We start from the raw sequence: 22,875 nt of genomic DNA, 5'->3' as shown, positions 1-22,875 counted from the left end.
GCTGTTAGCCGTTGGTGATAAGCCAGCGACAAAAATTTTATTCCTGCGAAATATCCAAGCTATCAGCCATTAGCACTGCTGCTAATGGCTGGTAGCTAAAAGCTCTTAGTCAAATTTCAGATCCAGACCCAGACCACGCAATTCATGGATCAATACGTTGAAGGACTCAGGCACACCGGCTTTCGGTATGTTATCGCCCTTAACGATAGATTCATATGCCTTGGCACGACCAACGATATCATCTGATTTAATGGTAAGGAGTTCCTGCAGGATGTTGGATGCACCATATGCTTCCAGTGCCCACACCTCCATCTCACCAAAACGCTGACCACCAAACTGGGCTTTACCACCCAGCGGCTGTTGGGTAATGAGACTGTACGGTCCAATAGAACGGGCGTGCATCTTATCATCCACCATGTGGCTCAGTTTAAGCATATAGATAACACCCACGGTTGCTTTCTGGTGGAAGCGGTCGCCCGTTTCACCGTCATGCAGGTAAGCGTGACCAAAGCTAGGTAAACCTGCTTCGTTGATATAACCGGCAATTTCTTCCGTAGTAGCACCGTCAAAGATCGGTGTCGCAAAACGTACGCCCAGTTTCAGACCAGCCCAACCTAATACGGTTTCGTAGATCTGTCCGAGGTTCATACGGGAAGGTACCCCGAGTGGGTTCAGTACGATATCCAGTGGTGTACCATCTTCCAGGAAAGGCATGTCTTCATCACGCACAATCTTGGCAACGATACCCTTGTTACCGTGACGTCCCGCCATCTTATCACCCACTTTCAACTTACGCTTGCTGGCCAGGTAAACCTTCGCCAGTTTCAGTACGCCCGCTGGTAACTCATCACCGATAGAGATGTTGAATTTCTCACGTTTGTAACGACCCAGCTCTTCGTTGAACTTGATGTTATAGTTATGCAACAGGGTATTGATCTGATCGTTCACCACCTCGTCTGTTGTCCAGCCCAGTGGGTTTACGTTCATGAAGTCAATATTTACCAGGTTCTTCGGAGAGAACTTGGAACCCTTGGAGATCAATACTTCACCGTAAGTGTTGGTAATACCCTGGGAAGTTTTATCCTTCAGTAATACCAGCAATTTGCTCATCAGCACTTCCAGCAGATCTTCCGCATTCTTCTGGTGGATTTTCTCCAGCTTCTCAATCGCTGCTTTCTCACGGGTTTTGGAGTTCTTGTCTTTCTTCGCGCGGCTGAACAATTTCTTGTCAATTACCACACCTTCTGTTGACGGAGGCGCTTTCAGGGAAGCATCTTTCGCATCGGAAGCCTTGTCACCGAAGATCGCTCTTAACAGTTTTTCTTCAGGAGAAGGATCAGACTCACCACGTGGTGTGATTTTACCAATCAGGATATCGCCTTCCTTAATATGTGCACCAACACGGATAATACCGTTCTGGTCAAGGTCTTTGGTAGCCTCTTCACTTACGTTAGGAATATCCGGAGTCAGTTCTTCTTCACCCAGTTTGGTGTCACGAACTTCCAGTTCATATTCATCGATGTGGATAGATGTAAACAGATCCTCACGTGCAACACGCTCAGAGATTACGATCGCATCCTCAAAGTTGTAACCTTTCCATGGCATGAACGCTACCTTCAGGTTGCGTCCCAGCGCCAGTTCACCACCGCGGGTAGCATAACCTTCTGTGAGGAAGTCGCCATCCTTAACGCGCTGACCTTTCTTAACGCAAGGTCTGAGGTTGATACAGGTGCTCTGGTTGGTTTTAACGAATTTGGTCAGTGTGTAAACGATCAGATCGTCTTCAAAGCTCACCAGTTTCTGCATTTCATCCCTTTCGTAACGAACATGGATTTCATTTGCATCCACGAATTCAACCACACCATTACCATCTGCGGTGATCTGCAAACGGGAGTCGCGCGCTGCCTTGCCTTCCAGGCCGGTACCTACGATAGGCACTTCCGGATTCAGCAGTGGCACGGCCTGACGTTGCATGTTTGATCCCATCAACGCACGGTTGGCATCATCGTGCTCCAGGAACGGAATCAGCGATGCACTCAAACCTACGATCTGGTTAGGCGCCACGTCCATGAATTCCACATCATCTCTGTCGAGGATAGGGAAGTCACCGGTTTCGCGGGATTTTACTTTATCGTTTACAAAATGTCCTTTATCATCCAGTGGGGCGTTCGCCTGTGCAATCTTCACAGAATCTTCCTCTTCAGCACTCAGGAATTCCACTTTATGCATATCTACTTTACCGTCTCTTACTTTACGGTAAGGTGTTTCAATGAAGCCCATCTCGTTCACCTTAGCGTGTACGCAAAGGGTGGAGATCAGACCGATGTTTGGTCCTTCCGGTGTTTCAATGGTACACAAACGGCCATAGTGGCTGTAGTGAACGTCACGCACCTCAAAGCCGGCTCTTTCACGACTCAAACCACCGGGTCCGAGTGCGGAGATACGACGTTTGTGTGTGATTTCAGACAGCGGATTTGTTTGATCCAGGAACTGTGACAACTGGGAAGTACCGAAGAAGGAGTTGATCACGGAAGACAAAGTCCTGGCGTTGATCAGATCTACCGGCGTAAATACCTCGTTATCACGTACGTTCATTCTTTCACGGATGGTACGTGCCATACGTGCCAGACCAACACCAAACTGAGCATATAACTGCTCGCCTACAGTACGTACACGACGGTTAGACAGGTGATCGATATCATCGATTTCCGCTTTACCGTTGGTGAGTTGTACCAGGTACTTGATGATGGAGATGATGTCATCCTTCGTCAGCACCTTCATGTCTAACGGTGTAGGAAGACCTAATTTTCTGTTGATCTTATAACGACCAACGTCACCAAGATCGTAACGCTTGTCGGAGAAGAACAGTTTATCAATGATACCCCTTGCGGTTTCATCATCCGGCGCATCAGCACCGCGCAACTGGCGGTAGATGTGCTGAACGGCTTCCAGCTCGGAGTTAGATGTATCCTTATTTAATGTGTTGTAGATGATGGAGAAATCGCCGCTCACCTCTTCTTTCTGAACGAAAACGCTTTTCAATCCCATGTCTACGATGGTTTCGATATTCGCTTCATCCAGGATGCTATCACGCTCCAGCATAATTTCATTACGCTCGATGCTCACCACTTCACCGGTATCCTCATCCACAAAGTCTTCCACCCAGCTTCTTAAAACGCGGGCTGCCAGCTTCTTGCCGGCATATTTATCAAGACTCTTTTTGTCTGCTTTTACTTCATCTGCCATGCCAAACAGCTGCAGGATATCCTTGTCTGTTTCATAGCCGATGGCACGTAACAGGGTGGTAACCGGGAATTTCTTCTTACGGTCGATGTAAGCGTACATCACGTTGTTGATGTCCGTTGCAAACTCCATCCATGCGCCCTTGAACGGGATCACTCTTGCAGAGTAGATCTTGGTTCCGTTCGGATGTACAGATTGACCAAAGAAAACACCAGGTGAACGATGCAGTTGGGATACAACCACGCGCTCAGCACCATTAATAACGAAAGTACCTCTCGGAGTCATGTAAGGAATGTTTCCTAAAAACACATCCTGGACAATCGTCTGGAAATCCACATGCTCCTCATCATTACAGCTGAGGCGGAGTTTCGCTTTCAACGGTACGGAATAAGTAAGCCCACGCTCAATACACTCCTCGATGGTATAACGCGGAGGATCCACGAAATAATCGAGGAACTCCAGATTAAAGATATTTCTGGTATCAGTAATCGGGAAGTTCTCTTTAAATACTTTAAAAAGGCCTTCGTTGTTTCGCTTGTCTGGTGTGGTTTCTAATTGGAAGAAATCCTTGAAAGATTGGATTTGGATAGCCAACAGATCCGGTGTCTCAGTAACTTGTTTGATCTTTCCAAAATTTACTCTTTCGTTTGTTTGGGCTTTTTTTAGAGACATATTCGAAGTTAGCAGTTATATGACTTGTAAGAATTAGGGAAATTAAGATTTCTTTGCCAATACCATCCCAATTTATTTATGCCTTCTGCGCGTGGTCAAAGTCACCTTAGAGTGATTCCCCGTTTTGACTCTCTGAAAAAGACACTTTCCCAAAGGGAATAAGGCCAAAAGTGCAAAAGCACTTTTGACCTTTAAAAGATGTATACTTAAGCAAAGAATTACTGAATTTCAACTTCAGCACCAGCTTCAGTCAGCTTAGCTTTCAGGTCTTCAGCCTCAGCTTTGCTTACGCCTTCTTTTATAGCTTTAGGCGCACCGTCAACCAGTTCTTTCGCTTCTTTCAGACCTAAGCCGGTCAGATCTTTAACGATCTTAACAACGTTCAGTTTGCTTGCACCAGCAGCTTTCAGTACTACGTTGAAGGCAGTTTTTTCTTCAACAGCAGCAGCTTCGCCACCACCTGCAGCTACTACAACTGCAGCAGCAGCTGGTTCGATACCGTATTCTGATTTCAGTACATCTGCGAGTTCCTGTACTTCCTTAACAGTTAAACCTACTAATTGTTCAGCTAATGCTTTTACGTCTGCCATTTTATAATGTTTTAATGTAATGTTTGTAATGTTGTTATTAATTATATTGTGACTTGGAAGCCAATTTTGCGAGCTTCTGGCTTTTAGCTCCTAGCAGTCAGTTAAACTAACAGCTAATGGCTAACAGCTGATAGCTATTCTGCTGCAGGTGCTTCCACCCCAGCTTCTTCTTTCTTGCCTTTTTCCAGCAAAGCAGCGATAACGCGTTTTGCAGGAGATTGCAACAGACCGATAACTTCGCCGATGAGCTCGTTCTTGGTCTTGATGTTGGTCAGCGCAGTCAGCTGGTTGTCGCCTACGAAAACCTCGTCAGCAACAAATGCAGCTTTCAATACTGGCTTTTCCAGTTTACCGTTTGCCTTACGGAAGGCAGAGATGATCAGAGCCGGCTCTTTAGGGCTGTCAGAGAACATCAGGGCAGTTACACCATGCAGACTGTCAAAAACACCTGCATATTTTTCGCTATCCAGAGATTCTAAAGCCTTACGGATCAGGGTGTTCTTTGCCACCTTCATTTCCACTTGCTTATCGAAGCACACTTTCCTCAGGTCGTTTACCTGCGCTACCGTTAATGATTCGGTATTAGTGACATAAAAGTTGCTGTATTGAGAGAACTTACTTTTCAGCAGTTCGATCGCATCATTTTTTTGATCTTTATTCATATTATAACGTTTGTAGCAAGCCCCATCTTTACAGATAACGGCTACAACTCGTGATCAATTAGTTTTGAACAGATTTAGTATCGATAACAATACCTGGACTCATGGTGCTTGCCATAGACAGCCCTTTCAGGTAAGTACCTTTTGCAGTAGCCGGTTTCAGCTTAATGATAGCATTGATCAGCTCCAGAGAGTTCTGCTCAATTTTATCAGATGCAAAGGATACACGACCAATAGAAGCGTGGATGATACCAGCTTTATCAACCTTGAAAGTGATTTTACCGCCTTTAACATCGTTTACTGCAGCTGCAACGTCGTTTGTAACAGTACCGGTCTTAGGGTTTGGCATCAGGTTACGAGGACCTAAGATCTTACCCAGTTTACCGATTTTCGGCATTACAGCAGGAGTAGCTACGATTACATCAACTTCAGTCCAACCAGCTTCGATTTTCTGGATAAATTCGTCCAGACCAACGAAGTCAGCACCTGCTTCTTTCGCAGCAGCTTCTTTATCAGGGGTGCAGAGCACTAAAACCCTTTTAGTTTTACCAGTACCGTGTGGAAGCGTTACGGAACCACGGATAGCCTGATCTGCTTTCTTAGGATCAACGCCTAAGCGGATATGTAAATCGACAGAGCTGTCGAATTTAGTACAGTTAATATCTTTAACCAAGGTAGAAGCTTCTTTCAGGCTGTAAACCTTATTTTTTTCCAGCTTCGCGTCAGCTACTTTTCTCTTTTTAGTTGCCATTTGTCAAAATGATTTTAAGATCCTGCCTTAACAGGGTGAAACAATTAGTTTTCCCAAGGAGCTTTACCATCAACAGTAATACCCATGCTACGTGCAGTACCAGCTACCATTTTCATAGCGCTGTTCAGCGTAAAGCAGTTCAGGTCAGCCATCTTGTCTTGCGCAATAGCTTCTACCTGAGCCCAGGAAACTTTACCCACCTTGTTACGGTTAGGTTCTTTGGAACCACTCTGTAATTTAGCAGCTTCCAGCAGCTGTACAGGTGCCGGAGGAGTTTTAATTACGAAGTCGAAAGATTTGTCAGTGTAAACAGTCAGCAATACAGGCAATACTTTACCCATTTTATCCTGGGTGCGGGCATTGAACTGTTTGCAGAACTCCATGATGTTCACACCTTTGGAACCCAGTGCGGGACCAATTGGAGGTGCAGGATTGGCCTGGCCGCCTTTCACCTGCAATTTCACGTACGTTGCGATCTCTTTTGCCATGTTTTTTGATTTAATTTGGTTAAACGTCCCCTGCTAAACAGAGAACTCCCAAAACTAAAAGGAACTAAAATAACCTTTTAAAGGGGATGCAAAGGTATATATTATTACGAAATTGTCAAAAAGTATTTGAATTTGGGCATCCTTTTTGCTTTGGAAAGGATTTTTTTTACAAATCCATTGCATTTCCCGGAAATATTCCTTATCATCCAAAGCGGGCAAAGTTACAATTTCTCCGCCACTTGCACATAAAACAATTCCGTTCGTTTGCCCTTCTCAGTTTTGATATATTTATTGACGAAAGCCTGCTCGCTCTCCACCTTTCCCTTCATCTCCGTAATCGCCTGTAACAACTCATCCATATTATGCCTGATCGTATCATCCCGCAACTCCATCCCGGCAAGCGATTGCTCTGCCGCCTTTAACCGGCCGGCAATTCCCTCAATCATCTTCTTCAACGCTTCATCCTTCACCTCCGGCATAAACCGGCTGTTCTTGAAGCTCACATACTCATTATATAACTTCACTACTGCTGTATAGTCGCGGTTTATCTCGTTAAAACGGTCTACCCGCCTGTTCCTGGCCTCTATTTCCTGGTTGGAAGCCAATACTTGAATGGTCTGATCCATCCAGTCCAGCTCTGTCATAATAAACGGATTGGCGCCGCCGCCAAACCGCCTGATCCTCGCCGCTGCCAGCTTTAAGCGCTCCAGGCGTGGCATCCGCGACCAGGCATTCAGGGTATCGCTAAAGGCGAAAACCGGTCTTCTCGCAGCTGCCGCAAATCCCTGGCTGTTCAGCTCATCATGCCGCAGGGGAAATGCCAGCATCTGCCACATCGGGTCATAGGGCATATGCGTTTTCACCGCCAGCTGTGGCAGGGCCTGGAACCAGGTCCAGTTGATTTTCCGGGTAAACCGGCCATTGTCTGTAACGCCGGCTCCCCAGGTAGGATCTGTAATGGTCCACTGCGATCCGTTTTTCACCACCACCCAGTCATGCGATCCGGTGGGGATCATCATATCATTCTGTAAACCATAACCGGTTACCACTACGGCGTTAAGGCCTGCCTCCCGGCATATCCGGGCATATAATACGGCATAATCGGTACAAAGGCCCTTCCTGGTGCGCAGGGTATTAAGCATAGCTGCAGTGGAATCCCGGTAGCTGTTTGGCCTGTTTATATTATCCACATCGTAACTGATGTTATTGGCTATCCAGTTGAACAGCGCCTGCTGCAACGCCATAGCATTGCTGGTATGTGCTTTCAGCCATTTGGCGATAGATTCCGGTGAGCCGGTCGCGGCTTCCGGGATTTGTACAATGGCTGCAGTAGTAGTCGGTTTAACGGATTTGCCGGGCTGTGCATCAACCTGTATAAACAGCAGCAGGCCGAGCAAAACAGAGATCACTGATTTCATGATATAGCTTGATATAGGGAGAACCTGGTGATTCGCGATTCGTAAAACAAGAAAAAGCGTTCCGGATAATCGGAACGCTTTTCAATAAAGATGTTTATAAAAGAAACTATGAAAGCTTTTCTACCTGCATAAAGTTCAGCTCTACCGGTGTAGCGCGGCCAAAGATTTTTACAGTCACTTTCAGTTTTTTCTTGTCTTCAATTACTTCTTCGATCACCCCGTTGAAGTCGTTAAACGGTCCATCGATAATCTTAATGGTTTCGCCAACAATGAAAGGTTCGCTCATGGTTAATCCCTGATCGCTCAGTTCATCCACTTTACCTAACATTTTATTTACTTCTGCTTTACGGAGTGCGATAGGTTTTTCCTTTCCGAGGAAATGGATAACGCCGGATACGTTACGTATAGCCTGTATCACTTCATCGGTCATTTTACCATCTACTGCTTCGATCATCACATATCCGGGATAGAAGTTCTTTTCGCGCATCACTTTCTTACCAGCCTGCACTTTATAAACTTTTTCCACCGGCAGGAAGATCTGGCTGATTACGTTACCCCAATCGGAGCGACGTACTTCAATATCCAGGTATTCCTTCACTTTTTTTTCCTTGCCACTAACAACGCGGAGTACATACCACTTTGTTTCCTGAGCAGGGAGATTGGCTGCATCCATTTATTTAGCTTTGAATAATTCGTAATAATGTGTTAACACGAAATTGGAAGCGGCATCCATACCCCAAACCAGCGCGGTAACAAATATTGTTGCTATCAGCACAATCATGGTAGATGACTGGAGTTCTTGCCAGGTAGGCCAGGACACCTTGTAAACCAATTCATGATAAGACTCGCGGAAATAATTTCTGATCTTATTCATTCTGTAAAGTTAACTATTTGTGGTCAATTGTTTAAAGCCTAAAAAATGGTTGACTTGTTTTATTTTGTAATAACAACAATTCAACCATTTAATTATTTATTTAAACCTTGCACGGGTACTAGGATTCGAACCCAGATCAAAGGTTTTGGAGACCCGTATGCTACCGTTGCACCATACCCGTATATAAAGCCATTAGCAGTAAGCTTTCAGCAGCCAGCAAATCTATATAAATTTTCTGACATTTAATCGCCAAAGCTAATGGCTTTTTGATATTATTGAGTTGCTTACTTCAGGATTTCAGTAACCTGACCAGCGCCTACTGTACGACCACCTTCACGGATAGCGAACTTCAGACCTTTATCCATAGCGATAGGCTGGATCAGTTTAACTGTCAGACTAACGTTATCACCAGGCATAACCATTTCAACACCTGCTGGTAATTCAACTTCACCGGTTACGTCAGTAGTACGGAAGTAGAACTGAGGACGGTATTTGTTGAAGAACGGAGTGTGACGGCCACCTTCTTCTTTGCTCAGTACGTATACTTCGCATTTGAATTCAGTGTGCGGAGTGATGGTACCTGGCTGGCAGATAACCATACCACGACGGATCTGTGTTTTCTCAATACCGCGGAGCAACAGACCAGCGTTATCACCTGCTTCACCTTCGTCGAGGAGTTTTTTGAACATCTCAACACCAGTACAAGTAGATTTCAGTGGTTCTTCCTGCAGACCTACGATTTCAACGTTCTCACCAACTTTGATGCGACCGCGTTCGATACGACCTGTAGCAACTGTACCACGACCTGTGATAGAGAATACATCTTCTACTGACATCAGGAACGGTTGATCAACCGGACGTGGAGGCAGTGGGATGTAAGTATCAACAGCGTCCATCAGTTGGTCGATAGCGCCTACCCATTTTTCGTCACCAGCAAGAGCGCCGGTTGCAGAACCCTGGATTACAGGAACGTTATCACCGTCAAAACCGTTAGAAGACAGCAGATCACGGATTTCGATTTCTACCAGTTCCAGCAGTTCCGGATCGTCTACCAGGTCAACTTTGTTCATGAAAACCACGATACGAGGTACACCTACCTGGCGAGCCAGCAGGATGTGCTCTCTGGTTTGTGGCATAGGACCATCCGTAGCAGCAACCACCAGGATAGCACCGTCCATCTGGGCAGCACCAGTGATCATATTCTTCACATAATCCGCGTGACCAGGACAGTCAACGTGAGCGTAGTGACGAGCAGCTGTCTGATACTCAACGTGAGCTGTATTGATAGTAATACCTCTTTCTTTTTCTTCAGGAGCAGCATCGATCTCATCATATCCTCTCTTCTCTGCCAGACCTTTATTTGCCAAAATTGTGGTAATGGCAGCAGTCAAAGTAGTTTTACCATGATCCACGTGGCCGATGGTACCAATGTTTACGTGGGGTTTATCCCGCTTGAAGGTTTCTTTTGCCATTGTATTTTCTTTTTAGATGGTTTGTAAAGATTGTATTGATTGTTGTTTTAAAAAAACGGTTTTACAAACTTGTACCGTTGATGAGAATTGAACTCATGGCCTTCCCTAAATAAAAATGGGTTGCTCTTCCATTGAGCTACAACGCTAAGTTTTAATTTCGGAGTGCGGAATTTACAAATTCGAATTCCGAAATTCGAATTTTATGGAGTTTGTTGAGGCGACTAAAAATTCACTACAACTATTCTTCTAAAATTCATTGAGCTGTTGAAGAGAATTGAACTCTCGACCTCTTCCTTACCAAGGAAGTGCTCTACCCCTGAGCTACAACAGCTTGAAAAATTGCTTAAAATACGAGCGGGAGACGAGGTTCGAACCCGCGACCTACAGCTTGGAAGGCTGTCGCTCTACCAACTGAGCTACTCCCGCATTTTTAATTCACAAAGCTTCCGGCAAACAACACACTGCAACTTTCCACTTATAGAATTATAGAATAAAAAAAAGAGCTTTAAAAGGCTGTTGTACCACAGGGCTAGGGTAATTTCTATTTCTTCTGAATTACTCACCTTTCACTCAACAACTATGTTCCGCCTCTGCTAAGGCAAAAGCGGAACACGCTGTTTTGGTGGGCAGGATAGGATTCGAACCTATGAAGACGTAGTCAGCGGATTTACAGTCCGCCCCATTTGGCCGCTCTGGAACCTGCCCTAACATTTTTTTGATTTTGTCATTCAGTCGTTAATTAAACAACCAAATGAAAACCGATGAGCCAGCAGAGGGATTCGAACCCCCGACCCACTGATTACAAATCAGTAGCTCTGGCCAACTGAGCTATGCTGGCATCTTTCAAAAAACATTCTTTCAATAAAGTAACTCGTTGAAAGAGAGCGCAAAATTAAGAGATTTTTTCAATTCTCAAAATCTTTTTTTCAGTTTGTTACAAATATTTAAAAATTTATCTGCTTCCCTGAAAACGCCCTACCATAAAGAACTTTGCTACCTTTACCGACCCTCTTTTTGAATCGGGATGGCAAAGGTAGCAAAGAGATTAATATTTCCAAAATTATTTCAGAAAATTATTGAAATTTCTTTTCCTTCTTTCTTTTCACCTGCTCAACAAGGGATTCGAAGGCTAGGTCGAAAGATTCTTCGAAGGACTTGGACTCGTGTTTGACAAACAGGTCCTGGCGGGGTATTCGAACTCTGATCTCGGCAATTTTGTCTTTAATTTGGTGTGCTAAATTATCCACTTTTAAAAATACATCTACGCTAATGATACGGTCATAAAAGGTGTTCAACTTCTGAACTTTTTTGTTCACATGATCTATCAATTTGGAATCAGCATCAAAATGCACAGTTTGAATTTGTACGTTCATAGCACTAATTTTTTAAATATTTAACAATCTAGGTTCTAGTTTGTAAACTATGGTCATAGGCATCCTCGTTTAGTGTAAAAGAACTTGATTACTAATATAGTCACTTTTGCAATGCAATGCTGAATAGCCGCATAATATTTTGTTAAAAGCCAAAAATAACTGCTAAGCCTTTGGGTGTGCCTGCTTATATACCTTCTTCAACTGCTCTATGGTATTATGCGTGTAAACCTGTGTGGCAGCCAGGCTCGAGTGCCCCAACAATTCTTTGATGGCATTCAGATCTGCACCATTGTTTGCCAGGTGCGTAGCGAAAGTATGACGAAGAATATGCGGACTTTTCTTTTTTAAAGTAGTGATCTGATGTTCTGTGAGATACTTCCGTACCGTTAAATACACATATTTGGGATATAACCGCTGACCGCTGTGCGGATGCACCAGTAATACACCGCCTTCAAACTCCTCCAGGTGCCGGCGCTTCTGATCCATATAGTCACCTATTTGCACCAGCAACCCTTTGCTGACAGGAATAATCCGCTCCTTACCGCCCTTGCCCATTACCTTAAATGACTCGCTGCCGTGGTCAACGCGGAGCTCCTGCAGGGAAATCAACTCTGATAAACGAATGCCCGTCTGGTAAAAGATTTCGAAGATGAGCCGGTGGGTAATCCCCTCAAAATCGCCTGCAAAAATCTGTGGCGAATTAACAAACGGGCTCACATTATCCTCCAGGGCACGCATCCCCTTTTCCTCAATATACCCCGGCAGGCGGCGGCTTATTTTGGGCGCGGTAACCTTTATCATAGGCGACTGTTTTATCAGGCCCTGACGCAGGCAATATTTAAAAAAGGATTTGAGCGTGGAGATTTTCCGGTTTACACTTTTGGCCGTCATGGCATCTTCCATTAAACGGGCCAGCCAGCTACGGATCATTACATGCGAAAGCGCTTCAACAGGTGTATTGCTATAGCTCAGGGTTACATAATCTATAAATTGGAAAAGATCGTTGCGGTAGGCTGTACAGGTGTGCGCCGAATATCGCTTTTCAAGCTGGATATAGGCTATAAAGCGCTCTGCTAAGGAATATAATGGTTCGTTCAACACAAAAAGATTGATGATTGTAAAGTTATAAAATAACCTTACAATCATCAAATATTTTGAGTTGCAATCAGCTTATTGCTAATGCAATATTAATCTTCAAATTTACCGGTAGCCAACTGTTGCTTGTAAACGGCTTTTAACACCTGGTTACGACGTTTAACAGATGGTTTAGTAAAAGACTGGCGCGTTCTCAGCTGCAGTAAAATGCGAGCTTTCTCAAACTTCTTTTTATATTTTTTAAGCGCCTTGTCTATGTTTTCGCAATCTTTAGAATCAATGATCAACATAATTTTTGCCTCTTATTTTTAGGAACGCAAAGATAATACAAGATTTATAAAAAAACAAAAGACGATCAGAATTATTCTATCTCCCCTCCTTCCGGTCCATAAAATATCACCCATAACAGCAGATCAGCTGTAAAATTCCGGAACTGATGCACGCTGCCGGCGGGCACAAACAGGAAATCACCGACCCCTACCGTCACCACCTTTCCTTCCAGCTCAAATTCCCCGCTCCCTCTCATCACCAGGTAAATTTCGTCCTGGATATGAGGTTCCTGCCCATCTATCTCATCGGGGCCAAAAATAATACCCCTCATGGAACCGTGCTCAAACAATACCGCGAAATCATCATCGCTTTTCTGTAATTGTCCTAAAGACTCGGCAAAAGAAACATGAAACCTCATACCATGGTTGATTTAACGTGTTCTGAGATACCCCGAAATTAAGAAAGAATCATGAATTTGAGATATGTTCGGGTAGTGTTCGCCTGGGCAGATCCTGTAAAATGGCCGGCACAAAAAGGTAAGACCCATGGCAGTTTCCGGTAAATGAACTATCGGCAAACAAACAGTCGCCGACACAGGTATGGTGGTCTAACAAACGGGACAGGTGAAGGACGAAACGAACGGGGCATCTCCGTTTGTCGTTCCTATATGATGGTCTGACAAACGAGACAGGGAAGTGAAGGGAGATACGAACGGGGACATCCCCGTTTGTCTTCCTTCACTTCCCTGACGCTTTATCTTTTATCAGTCTTTCAGTTTCTTTTTCAGCAGGCTCACCTGGTCCTGCAGGTGGCTCACCATATCAGCTAGGTGGTTGACGCTCATACGGCTCTGTTGCCCTGCTTTGCTGATCACGGCATCAGACTGCCATAATTCCAGCACTTCTTCCATTTCCACCCCATATGGTTCAAACTGCGGGTTATCGGATACCAGGGTGATCTTTGATTTGGAACGGTTATTTTTCAATATCCTTTTAAAAACGATGCCTTCCCGGGAAGTAATCACCACATAGGTTTCATTGTTTTTAATTTCGTCCCATCCGTCTACCTTGTGGCAAACGATCACAGAGCCTGAGGTTACCGGCAACATGGAATCACCCGCGATTTCGAAGGCCCGGTAGTCGCCTGCGCCCAGCATGGGCAAGGTAAATGTATTCAGCTCTTCGATAAATTCTTCATCATTATAACCGGCAAGATAACCGGCGGCCGCTTTTACCGGCACAAAATGTATCGCTTGCCGGGCATTGCCCAGCTTGAGCTGACGGCGCTTTTCCAGGAAGCTGTCTTTCTGGGAGCCAAGATCACGACGGAGCAGATCATCGATGGATACCCGGAACATATCGCTTACCTGTTCCAGGATTTCTGTACGGGGTTCTGCACGTTCTTCCTCATATGCACCCAGCAGGGAACGCTTAATACCGAGCTTATCGGCAAACTCCTGCTGCGTCCAGGCTTTTTGCTTACGCAGATATTTCAAATTCTGACATACTACGGACATAACCTAAATAATTTAGTACCTTGCTAACAAAATTAGCAAATATTTTTAAGAATTACCAAATATATTCGGGGCGCTTCACTTATTTTTGCCCGGTAAAATCCAACTCGATATGTTACATCTACACTCGTTTTTAAGATGGGCTATAGTACTGGCTGGGATTTGGGCGGTTATCCGTTCACTGAAAGGCGTTACCGGCAAAACACCATTTACTGCAGCTGATAGCAAGGCAGGTCTCTTTTTCATGATCCTGTGTGATCTGCAACTATTGGTCGGACTAGTCCTCCTTTTCTTTGTAAGTCCGCTGGCCAAAGCCGGCTTAGCTGATATGGGCGCTGCCATGAAAAGCCCCGCATTGAGGTTCTTTACCGTAGAACACGAGGTGATGGCCGTTATTGCCATAGCTCTTGTACACATCGGTAAATCCAAAATAAAGAAAGCCGCCTCTGACGCTCAAAAACATAAACTGGGCCTGATCTTTTTTGGTCTTGCCCTGGTAGTGATATTGGCCCTGATCCCCTGGCCTTTCCGGGAGGCGCTGGGCAAAGGGTGGTTCTAACACCAGCTGTTAGCTTTTAGCTGCCAGCTTTTAGGTTTTAGGTTTTAGGTTTGAAAGCTAAATGCTAATGACTAAATGATAAAAAGAGCAAGAAAAAGCCTCCTGGTCGGGAGGCTTTTTTCTTGCTCTTTTTATCGATTGACCACTAAATAAAACATGATATACGTACCTATCCCTTATCCTTGTTGTACAACCGGAACGAATAGATATAGGGCAGCGCTGCCAGTACAATGGCAACAAAAAATATAATGAACACCCCTGTGATCAGCGAGAGGAAAAATCCCGCCACAATAATCACAATTCCTGCACTTACCCACAGATTGCTCGCCATCAGGTGTGTTTGCGTCCATACTTCCGCACTTTGCAATGTCCAGGGCGTTCTTACCCCCACATAATTATTGGGCTTAAGTTTTCGCAGGTAAAAGCCAATCCCCGTTATCAGCAACCCTACCCCGATAAATGCCCAGCGCTCCATTATAAACGGTTGTCCCTGGCTCACCAGGAAAATAATGATGCAGGTAAAAATGGCCTGGTAGGAATGTATCATAAAACGAATACGATAGTATTCTTTGTGTTCTACTTCGATGGCAGAAGGTGTGATCTGCTTTTCTCCCGCAGCGGGAATATATCTGAACAGGAAATAAATCAGTGCGTTGGTAAAAAACAGGAAGATCATCAACAGCAAAAAATCGCTTCTGGAACCAATTTCCTGCATTCCAGCTGCGTTTTTGCCGGTGGGGATCGTTACCGGTAAAGCATTCCAGATAATAGCCAGGTACACCATGGGCACCAGTAACAAGCCGAGGATAAGCAACTCTTTGGTAAAATCCGGTTGTTTCATTGGAGATAAGTTTAAAGGTAAAACCATTCACAGACTCCTTTGTCCTTCATTTTCATTCTCTTAGCTCGTACATATCGGATAACGCTCAAGTACTGTTAAAGTTACGAAAATTGGGCCTTAGAGAAATCTTAATAATATTTTGCTAATTTTATTAGTATTACTAAAATAATTAGTAATTTAGCAGTCACAGATAAAAGTGATTCCGGCTGGCAGGCCTGCTGCTATACTATCCTCCCTTTGCCCGGTCCGCCATCCGTGTATCGCTTTTATACGGTCTTGCTGTTCCGTCCTTTATTTATCCACAAACCGTTGTCATTATGATTACTTTACAACAGCGTACCATTGCGCATTTCGACCTTGACTGCTTTTTTGTATCAGTCGAATGCCAGCGGGATAGCCGGTTAAACGGTCAGCCACTGCTTGTAGGAGGCAGCAGCGACCGTGCAGTGGTGGCGGCGTGCAGCTATGAAGCCAGGCGTTATGGTATTCATTCCGCCATGCCCATGAAAACAGCGCTACGGCTTTGTCCGCATGCAATTGTGCGCAGCGGCGACATGGAACTGTACAGCACAAAATCCAGGGAGATTACAGAGATCATTGCCGGCAAAGCGCCGTTGTATGAGAAGTCATCTATCGATGAATTTTACCTCGACCTTTCCGGCATGGATAAATTCTTTGGCTCCCTGAAATGGACAACAGAGCTGCGGAAAGCCATTATGAAAGAATCGGGACTACCCATCTCCTTTGGACTGGCATCCAATAAACTGGTGTCTAAAGTAGCTACTGATGAGGCAAAACCAAACGGCCAACTGGAAATACTGTTTGGCGAAGAAAAAAGTTTTCTGGCACCGCTGGCGGTGGAAAAGATTCCGATGGTAGGTCGTGAAACCGGCGCCCAGCTGAGGCGCCGTGGCGTAGAAACCGTGAAAACACTGAGTGAAGTGCCCATCTCCCTGCTTGAAGCATGGATGGGGAAAAACGGGATAGCGCTCTGGAAAAAAGCCAACGGAATCGACGACTCCCCGGTAGTGCCTTTTTATGAACAAAAATCTATTTCTACGGAAAGTACCTTTCCTGCAGATACTATTGATATGGAATTCCTGCATGCAGAACTGGTACGGATGACAGAAAAAATTGCATTTGAGTTGCGGCAACAAAACAAACTGACCGGCTGTATTACACTCAAATTACGCTATTCGGATTTTGAAACTGTTACCAAACAAATGTCGATACCCTACTGCTGCTCCGACCATGTGCTGCTGGAACATGCAAAGGATTTATTTAAAAAACTGTATGACCGCCGGCTGCTGGTGCGCCTCATAGGCGTACGTTTCAGCCACCTGGTACAGGGGAATTACCAGATCAGTTTATTCGACGACAAACAGGAAATGATTGCCCTCTACCAGGCGATAGACCAGATCAAAAACCGCTTTGGCTGGGAGTACCTGATGAAAGGCACCAATGTAGTCCCACCCGGTAAAAGAGACGGGCAAACCCATAAAAAAGATATCATGCCGTATTTTAAAGTGAAGTAGAATTGGCGGTGAAACAGGCCGAAGGATGTACGGCCCGCGGGGATATCGGGGTACAGCATTTCCCCAAGAAATCAGGTTTAAACACCTGCTGAAAATGATCAGCATTCAACCCAACACCAGTTTAAAATATGTATCTCAACTGCAAAACATTTTTCAGCCTGCGCTATGGCACCATGCATGCGGAAATGCTGATAACAAAGGCGCGTGAACTTGGGATCGTTTCACTGGCGCTCACGAATATCAACATGACTTCCGACGCATGGGAATTTGTAGCGCTTTGCAACAAACATTATATCAAACCCATGCTGGGACTGGAATGCAGGAATGGGAATGATTTTAAATACCTGTTGCTGGCACGCAACCAAACCGGCTGGCTGGAAATCAACAAATTTTTGTCCGACCATTTGCAACGGGAAATCCCTTTTCCCGACCAGGCTCCTGTTATCCCTCATACCTTTGTTATTTATGCATGGGGAAGCCGCTCTCCTGCATTATTGGCGCCTCATGAACTGATTGGCATAAAACCCTGGGAGCGCAATAAATTGTTCAGAACAGATACGTTATCGATCCGCGATAAACTTGTGATACTGCAACCGGTTACCTTCCAGGACGAAGAACATTATGAACTGCATCGGCTCCTGCGGGCCATCGATCAAAACATTCTCATTTCACAGCTCACGCCAGAGATGACAGGACACCCCGCAGAACAATTTGTATCTCCCGCAAAAATGGTAGATCATTTTTCGGAGTATCCGCATATCGTACAAAACACGCTGGAAATAATGGCCGCCTGCCGGGTGGAAATGGATGTAACACCTAATATTCCCCGCAACAAAAAAACCTTCACCGGCAGCCTGGAAGGGGATCGTATGAAGCTGCGGGAACTCGCCCTGGAAGGGATGTATTACCGTTACGGCGATGATCATGCAGAAGCGCTTTGCCGTATTGAAAAAGAACTGGCTATCATAGCCCAGATGGATTTCGAAGCATATTTTTTGATCACCTGGGATATTATCCGGTACGCGCAGGAACGGGGATTTTTCTATGTAGGCCGTGGCAGCGGCGCCAATTCAATTATTGCTTATTGTACAAAGATTACGGACGTAGATCCGATAGAACTTGATCTGTATTTCGAGCGGTTTCTTAATCCCAGCCGGTCTTCCCCACCGGACTTTGATATTGATTTTTCATGGCGCGACCGTGACCAGATCATTCAATATGTTTTTGATAAATATGGTGCAGCGCATACCGCGCTGCTGGGTACTGTTACCACTTTCCAGACAAATGCAATTATACGCGAGTTGGGGAAAGTGTATGGCTTACCCAAAAAAGAAATTGACAAAATACTGGAGAACGGTTTTAATATACAACTTGAAGACGACGGCATTCACCGGAAGATAGCACACTACTGCCAGCTGATGGACAGGAAGCCGGCTTTCCCCAACCATCTGAGCATTCATGCGGGAGGGATCCTGATCAGCGAAACGCCGATCCATCATTACTGCACAACCTATTTACCTCCCAAAGGCTTTCTGACGGCACAACTGGACATGTGGCAGGCAGAGCGCATCGGGCTTCATAAGTTTGATATTCTCAGCCAGCGCGGACTTGGGCATATACGCGATGCCATTGACATCATCAAAGAAAACCGGCATACGGATATTGACATCCATAATGTAAAAGCATTTCAGATCGATACCCGTGTAAAAAATAACCTGGCAACGGTTAATACCATCGGATGTTTTTATATAGAATCACCCGCTATGCGGCAGCTGCTGCTAAAACTGCGCTGCGACAATTACCTCGCGCTGGTGGCCGCCAGTTCTATTATACGCCCCGGAGTAGCGCAGTCGGGGATGATGAAAGAATATGTACAACGATATCGTGCACCGGATAAGGTGGTATACCTGCATCCCATCATCGAAGAACTGTTGAAAGAAACTTTTGGTATCATGGTGTACCAGGAGGATGTAATCAAGGTAGCACACCGGTTTGCAGGGCTTGAACTGGCGGATGCAGATACGCTGCGCCGGGCCATGGGTGGGAAATACAGGGACTCCAATGATTTTGAGAACATAGAGAGCAAATTTCTTCAGAACTGTGTTGCCCGCGGTCATTCAGAACAGGTATCCAGGGAGGTGTGGCGACAAATAGCCAGCTTTGCGAACTTCTCTTTTTCCAAAGCCCATTCTGCCAGTTTTGCGGTAGAGAGCTATCAGAGCCTGTACCTGAAAACATATTTTCCGGCTGAATTTATGGTGGCGGTCATCAACAATTTCGGAGGATTCTATAACCGGGAACTATATTTCCGGGAGTTACAAAAAACGGGGGTAACGCTGCATCCACCCTGTATCAATAACAGTGACTATGTTACCAATATCAGGGGAAAGGATGTATATGTGGGACTCATCCATGTAGAAGGGCTGGAGCAACTGCTGGCAGAAAGAATATTGGCCGAACGAAAGGACTACGGCCCGTTCCGGCACCTGGAGGATTTTACCAACCGTATCTCACCCGGACCGGAACAACTGGAAATATTGATCCGTATTGGCTGTTTCAACTTTACCGGTTACACCAAAAAAGAGTTGTTGTGGAAAAGCAGCCTGCTGGTAAAAAGTAAAGAAAGCAGTAATACGCACAGTCTCCCGCTGTTTGGGCGCGCTCCTGTAGATTGTGAATTGCCCACACTTGCCTATCACGCGCATGAAGATGCGTTTGATGAAATTGACCTGCTGGGCTTTCCGCTGCAATCACCTTTTAGCGTATTGCAACATAACCAAAGTACGTATATGCCTGCCCGTGAGTTCGAAAATTATGTGGGACGGCCGGTAACTACCCTGGGGTACCTGGTTACCACAAAATATCTGCGCAGCAGCAAAGGCGAGCCAATGTGTTTTGGTACTTTCCTGGACCGGGAAGGTACATTTGTTGATACCGTGCACTTTCCGGATAGTTTGCGGCAATACCCTTTTCAGAAACACGGTTTTTATGCATTACAGGGGAAGGTGGTAAAGGAGCATGACGTGATCACACTGGAAATCAATAAGATGCGGAAGATTGGCTATTTTGAAGATAAAAAATCGTAAATCACGACAAATTGTTGTATTTTTGTGACAAATGTCGGGTATTATGAAACATGTAAAAGGATACCGCGTGCAGGAAAATGCGTTATTAATAGTAGAAGCACCTGGAGCGGCCTTCATTGCCGATAGCGGCTATTTTGATTTTATACAGTTGTCCCGTAGCGGGATCATTAAGCAGGCGTTGCTGAATCTGAGCAGACAGCTGTCCTTTTCTTTGTCAGAACTGGCACAGGTGGTACATGTTTCAGAAAGAACGCTGCAACGCTATGCGGACGACGCCAAACTGTCTGCCGACACCTCTGAGCGCGCTATTCTGCTGTCTCAGCTTTACCAGCGCGGTACCGAAGTATTCGGTCAGCTGGAAAACTTCAAGGAATGGATGAGAACACCGTTACCTGCTTTCAACTATCAATCCCCTATTTCGCTTTTAGATACCACTTTTGGGTTTCAGCTCATACAAGATGAGCTGGGGCGCATTGAGCATGGCATCTTTGCATAAATCAACGAAACTATCGACATGGAAGTATACAGGATCAGTAAGTGCGCTTACATTAATGACCTGAGCGGAACCGGTGCGCGTTTGTACGGAGGACGCTGGAACAGTCCGGGGCATTCCATTGTGTATACTGCTGGCAGCAGGGCATTATCGGCATTGGAGGTGCTGGTGCATATTCCCCTGAAAAACATTGTACAGGATTTCTGTATCGCCACGATTCACATTCCGGATAACATTGCCATTAAAGTACTGACCAAATACGATCTGCCTTCAGGCTGGCAATCGCTGGCACCGGATCCGCAATCACAGGGCATCGGAGATGAATGGATAGATACTGCTAAATATGCTGTACTGAGAATTCCCTCAGTTATTATAGCAGACGAATCCAACTACCTGATCAACCCGCTGCATCCGGATGCAGCCAGTATCACGGTGAGCAACACCCAACCGTTTGTGTTTGACCAGCGATTAAAAAAGTAAAAGATCATTTTATAAAAGAAATGCCGCGAAGAAATTCTTCGCGGCATTTCTTTTTACAGATTATTTCAGTTACAGACCGAATAAACCTTTATTCAGCACCTGTAATGTTTTTTCTTTAAACTGACCATTGATCAGGATGGATATATTATGTCTGCTGCCACCATAAGAGATCATGCGCAACGGAATTTCTTCGATGGCATCAAATAATTTGGTGATAATAGAAGGCGTAGCAGCTACTTCGTTACCTACAATAGATACAATGGTCTGGTGATAATCCAGTTCTACAGTACCAAATGGTTGCAGTTCTTTCAGGATCTGATCCAGGTATTGCTGATTATCGATCGTAACGGATACCGCCACTTCAGAAGTAGTGATCATATCGATCGGGGTACGGTATTTTTCGAATATTTCAAAAATCTTGCGGAGGAAACCATATGCCAGCAACATGCGGCTGGATTTGATTTTGATAGCAATGATACCATCTTTTGCAGCAATGGCTTTTACCCCGTTGCCATTAGGCAGTTCGGTAATGATGGTACCTTTAGCTTCCGGCTGCATGGTATTCAGCAGCTTCACCGGGATATTGAAATGCTGCGCAGGCCAGATAGATGCAGGATGCAGGATCTTGGCGCCAAAATATGCCAGCTCTGCTGCTTCATCAAAAGAGAGCTGTTCAATGGGGAAGGTTTTATCCACTACACGCGGATCATTGTTGTGCATACCGTCTATATCCGTCCATATCTGTACCTCAGCAGCCTGGATAGCCGCACCGATCAGGGATGCAGAATAATCGCTGCCACCCCGTTTCAGGTTATCTACCTCACCACGGGCATTGCGGCAGATATAACCCTGTGTAATAAACACATGCTGTCCTTTATGCTGGCTGATGAGATTGGCCAGTTTGATTTTTATTTTCGGGATTTCTGGCTCTTCATATTCGTCAATGCTCATGAAATCCAGTGCTGGTAACAGTACTGCCGGAATACCCGCTTCTTCCAGGTATACGCAGAACAGGCGGGTAGACAATAATTCTCCCTGTGCCAGGATATCTTTATTCAGCGCCTCGTTAAAGGATATCTTCAGAATAATATTCAGAAATTCGAAGTGTTCATCAACAATCGCCTTCGCTTTTGCGCGTCCGGCTTCCTGTTTCACCAGCTCTTCACAAAAGGTACGGTAGTGGCTTTCCAGCTTATCGATCTGCTGCTTCGCCTGTTCCTTCTTACCTTCCGACAGTGACTGACTAATTTCCACGAGGGAATTTGTGGTGCCTGACAGTGCAGACAGGACCACAATTTTCTGATCATTATCTGCTGTGATCAGTTGCGATACCGACTGCATACGCTCTGGTTTCCCCACGGAGGTGCCACCAAATTTTAACACTTTCATCTGAATGTTTTGTTTTTGCTTTAGCTACCTGAAACTCAGCCCTGGCTTTATTCCGGGTGTTTTTTATGAACGAT

21 protein-coding genes and 6 tRNA genes are annotated in these 22,875 nt (G+C 45.2%); 5 read left to right on the top strand and 22 right to left on the bottom strand.

The features are described 5' to 3' along the window. Positions 1-105: 105 nt before the first annotated feature. From rpoB to KE626_RS04990, 20 genes are all read right to left on the bottom strand, one after another. Positions 106-3,915 (bottom strand): DNA-directed RNA polymerase subunit beta, encoded by a 3,810-nt coding sequence (gene rpoB, locus KE626_RS05085; protein ID WP_211971783.1) that lies wholly within the window; start codon positions 3,913-3,915, stop codon positions 106-108. 218 nt (positions 3,916-4,133) lie between these two features. Beyond that, positions 4,134-4,505 (bottom strand): 50S ribosomal protein L7/L12, encoded by a 372-nt coding sequence (gene rplL, locus KE626_RS05080; protein WP_211971782.1) that lies wholly within the window; start codon positions 4,503-4,505, stop codon positions 4,134-4,136. Positions 4,506-4,639: 134 nt separating this feature from the next. After that, on the bottom strand, positions 4,640-5,167 hold the full coding sequence (gene rplJ / locus KE626_RS05075) for a 50S ribosomal protein L10 (RefSeq protein WP_211971781.1): 528 nt from the start codon (positions 5,165-5,167) through the stop codon (positions 4,640-4,642). 58 nt (positions 5,168-5,225) lie between these two features. Then, positions 5,226-5,915, bottom strand: a complete 690-nt coding sequence (rplA, locus tag KE626_RS05070) for a 50S ribosomal protein L1 (RefSeq protein WP_211971780.1) — start codon at positions 5,913-5,915, stop codon at positions 5,226-5,228. A 44-nt stretch (positions 5,916-5,959) separates the two neighbouring features. Continuing rightward, positions 5,960-6,403: a 50S ribosomal protein L11 gene (gene rplK, locus KE626_RS05065; RefSeq protein WP_079470671.1), complete on the bottom strand. Its 444-nt coding sequence runs from the start codon at positions 6,401-6,403 to the stop codon at positions 5,960-5,962. Between the two features lie 221 nt (positions 6,404-6,624). Then, entirely contained in the window at positions 6,625-7,821 is a 1,197-nt protein-coding gene (locus KE626_RS05060; protein WP_211971779.1) for a transglutaminase domain-containing protein, read from the bottom strand. A 106-nt stretch (positions 7,822-7,927) separates the two neighbouring features. After that, positions 7,928-8,494, bottom strand: coding sequence for a transcription termination/antitermination protein NusG (gene nusG, locus KE626_RS05055; RefSeq protein WP_089902937.1), 567 nt, complete (start codon positions 8,492-8,494; stop codon positions 7,928-7,930). Continuing rightward, positions 8,495-8,695: a preprotein translocase subunit SecE gene (secE, locus tag KE626_RS05050; protein WP_211971778.1), complete on the bottom strand. Its 201-nt coding sequence runs from the start codon at positions 8,693-8,695 to the stop codon at positions 8,495-8,497. Between the two features lie 110 nt (positions 8,696-8,805). Then, a tRNA-Trp gene (locus KE626_RS05045) sits at positions 8,806-8,876 on the bottom strand. Positions 8,877-8,979: 103 nt separating this feature from the next. After that, positions 8,980-10,167 carry an elongation factor Tu gene (gene tuf, locus KE626_RS05040; protein WP_211971777.1) on the bottom strand — a complete coding sequence of 396 codons (1,188 nt, stop codon included), beginning with the start codon at positions 10,165-10,167 and terminating at the stop codon, positions 8,980-8,982. 72 nt (positions 10,168-10,239) lie between these two features. Continuing rightward, positions 10,240-10,313: transfer RNA gene (locus KE626_RS05035), tRNA-Lys, on the bottom strand. 113 nt (positions 10,314-10,426) lie between these two features. Next, positions 10,427-10,498 (bottom strand) — tRNA-Thr (locus KE626_RS05030). A 22-nt stretch (positions 10,499-10,520) separates the two neighbouring features. Beyond that, positions 10,521-10,593: transfer RNA gene (locus tag KE626_RS05025), tRNA-Gly, on the bottom strand. A 194-nt stretch (positions 10,594-10,787) separates the two neighbouring features. Continuing rightward, positions 10,788-10,872: transfer RNA gene (locus tag KE626_RS05020), tRNA-Tyr, on the bottom strand. A gap of 59 nt (positions 10,873-10,931) precedes the next feature. Then, positions 10,932-11,005 (bottom strand) — tRNA-Thr (locus KE626_RS05015). Positions 11,006-11,240: 235 nt separating this feature from the next. Further along, a complete protein-coding gene (locus tag KE626_RS05010) occupies positions 11,241-11,540 on the bottom strand; it encodes an HPF/RaiA family ribosome-associated protein (RefSeq protein WP_079470676.1) in 300 nt (99 codons plus the stop codon). Between the two features lie 162 nt (positions 11,541-11,702). After that, positions 11,703-12,641 (bottom strand): tyrosine-type recombinase/integrase, encoded by a 939-nt coding sequence (locus KE626_RS05005; protein ID WP_428845022.1) that lies wholly within the window; start codon positions 12,639-12,641, stop codon positions 11,703-11,705. A gap of 86 nt (positions 12,642-12,727) precedes the next feature. Then, positions 12,728-12,925 carry a 30S ribosomal protein S21 gene (gene rpsU / locus KE626_RS05000; RefSeq protein WP_079470678.1) on the bottom strand — a complete coding sequence of 66 codons (198 nt, stop codon included), beginning with the start codon at positions 12,923-12,925 and terminating at the stop codon, positions 12,728-12,730. 71 nt (positions 12,926-12,996) lie between these two features. After that, positions 12,997-13,323, bottom strand: a complete 327-nt coding sequence (locus tag KE626_RS04995; protein ID WP_211971775.1) for a cupin domain-containing protein — start codon at positions 13,321-13,323, stop codon at positions 12,997-12,999. A 345-nt stretch (positions 13,324-13,668) separates the two neighbouring features. Then, positions 13,669-14,421: an XRE family transcriptional regulator gene (locus tag KE626_RS04990; protein ID WP_211971774.1), complete on the bottom strand. Its 753-nt coding sequence runs from the start codon at positions 14,419-14,421 to the stop codon at positions 13,669-13,671. A 109-nt stretch (positions 14,422-14,530) separates the two neighbouring features. On the opposite strand from KE626_RS04990, the gene KE626_RS04985 reads away from it, so the two are divergent. Continuing rightward, complete coding sequence (locus KE626_RS04985) at positions 14,531-14,977, top strand: hypothetical protein (protein WP_249207271.1); 447 nt, start codon at positions 14,531-14,533, stop codon at positions 14,975-14,977. A 169-nt stretch (positions 14,978-15,146) separates the two neighbouring features. Here the strand turns inward: KE626_RS04985 and KE626_RS04980 are convergent, their stop codons facing one another. Continuing rightward, positions 15,147-15,818, bottom strand: a complete 672-nt coding sequence (locus KE626_RS04980) for an SdpI family protein (protein ID WP_211971773.1) — start codon at positions 15,816-15,818, stop codon at positions 15,147-15,149. Positions 15,819-16,135: 317 nt separating this feature from the next. Between KE626_RS04980 and dinB the strand changes: the two genes are divergently transcribed. The 4 genes from dinB (at position 16,136) to KE626_RS04960 (ending at position 21,412) form a co-directional block, all read left to right on the top strand. Further along, on the top strand, positions 16,136-17,353 hold the full coding sequence (dinB, locus tag KE626_RS04975) for a DNA polymerase IV (protein WP_211971772.1): 1,218 nt from the start codon (positions 16,136-16,138) through the stop codon (positions 17,351-17,353). Positions 17,354-17,481: 128 nt separating this feature from the next. After that, positions 17,482-20,439, top strand: a complete 2,958-nt coding sequence (locus KE626_RS04970; protein ID WP_211971771.1) for a DNA polymerase III subunit alpha — start codon at positions 17,482-17,484, stop codon at positions 20,437-20,439. Between the two features lie 43 nt (positions 20,440-20,482). Continuing rightward, a complete protein-coding gene (gene parS, locus KE626_RS04965; protein ID WP_211971770.1) occupies positions 20,483-20,935 on the top strand; it encodes a type II RES/Xre toxin-antitoxin system antitoxin in 453 nt (150 codons plus the stop codon). A gap of 18 nt (positions 20,936-20,953) precedes the next feature. Next, positions 20,954-21,412 (top strand): RES family NAD+ phosphorylase, encoded by a 459-nt coding sequence (locus tag KE626_RS04960; RefSeq protein ID WP_211971769.1) that lies wholly within the window; start codon positions 20,954-20,956, stop codon positions 21,410-21,412. 69 nt (positions 21,413-21,481) lie between these two features. Here the strand turns inward: KE626_RS04960 and KE626_RS04955 are convergent, their stop codons facing one another. Beyond that, positions 21,482-22,801 (bottom strand): aspartate kinase, encoded by a 1,320-nt coding sequence (locus KE626_RS04955; RefSeq protein WP_211971768.1) that lies wholly within the window; start codon positions 22,799-22,801, stop codon positions 21,482-21,484. Positions 22,802-22,875 lie beyond the last annotated feature (74 nt).

This window comes from Chitinophaga hostae, assembly GCF_018224885.1.
GTDB lineage: Bacteria > Bacteroidota > Bacteroidia > Chitinophagales > Chitinophagaceae > Chitinophaga > Chitinophaga hostae.
This window is presented reverse-complemented; position numbering and strand designations above follow the sequence as displayed.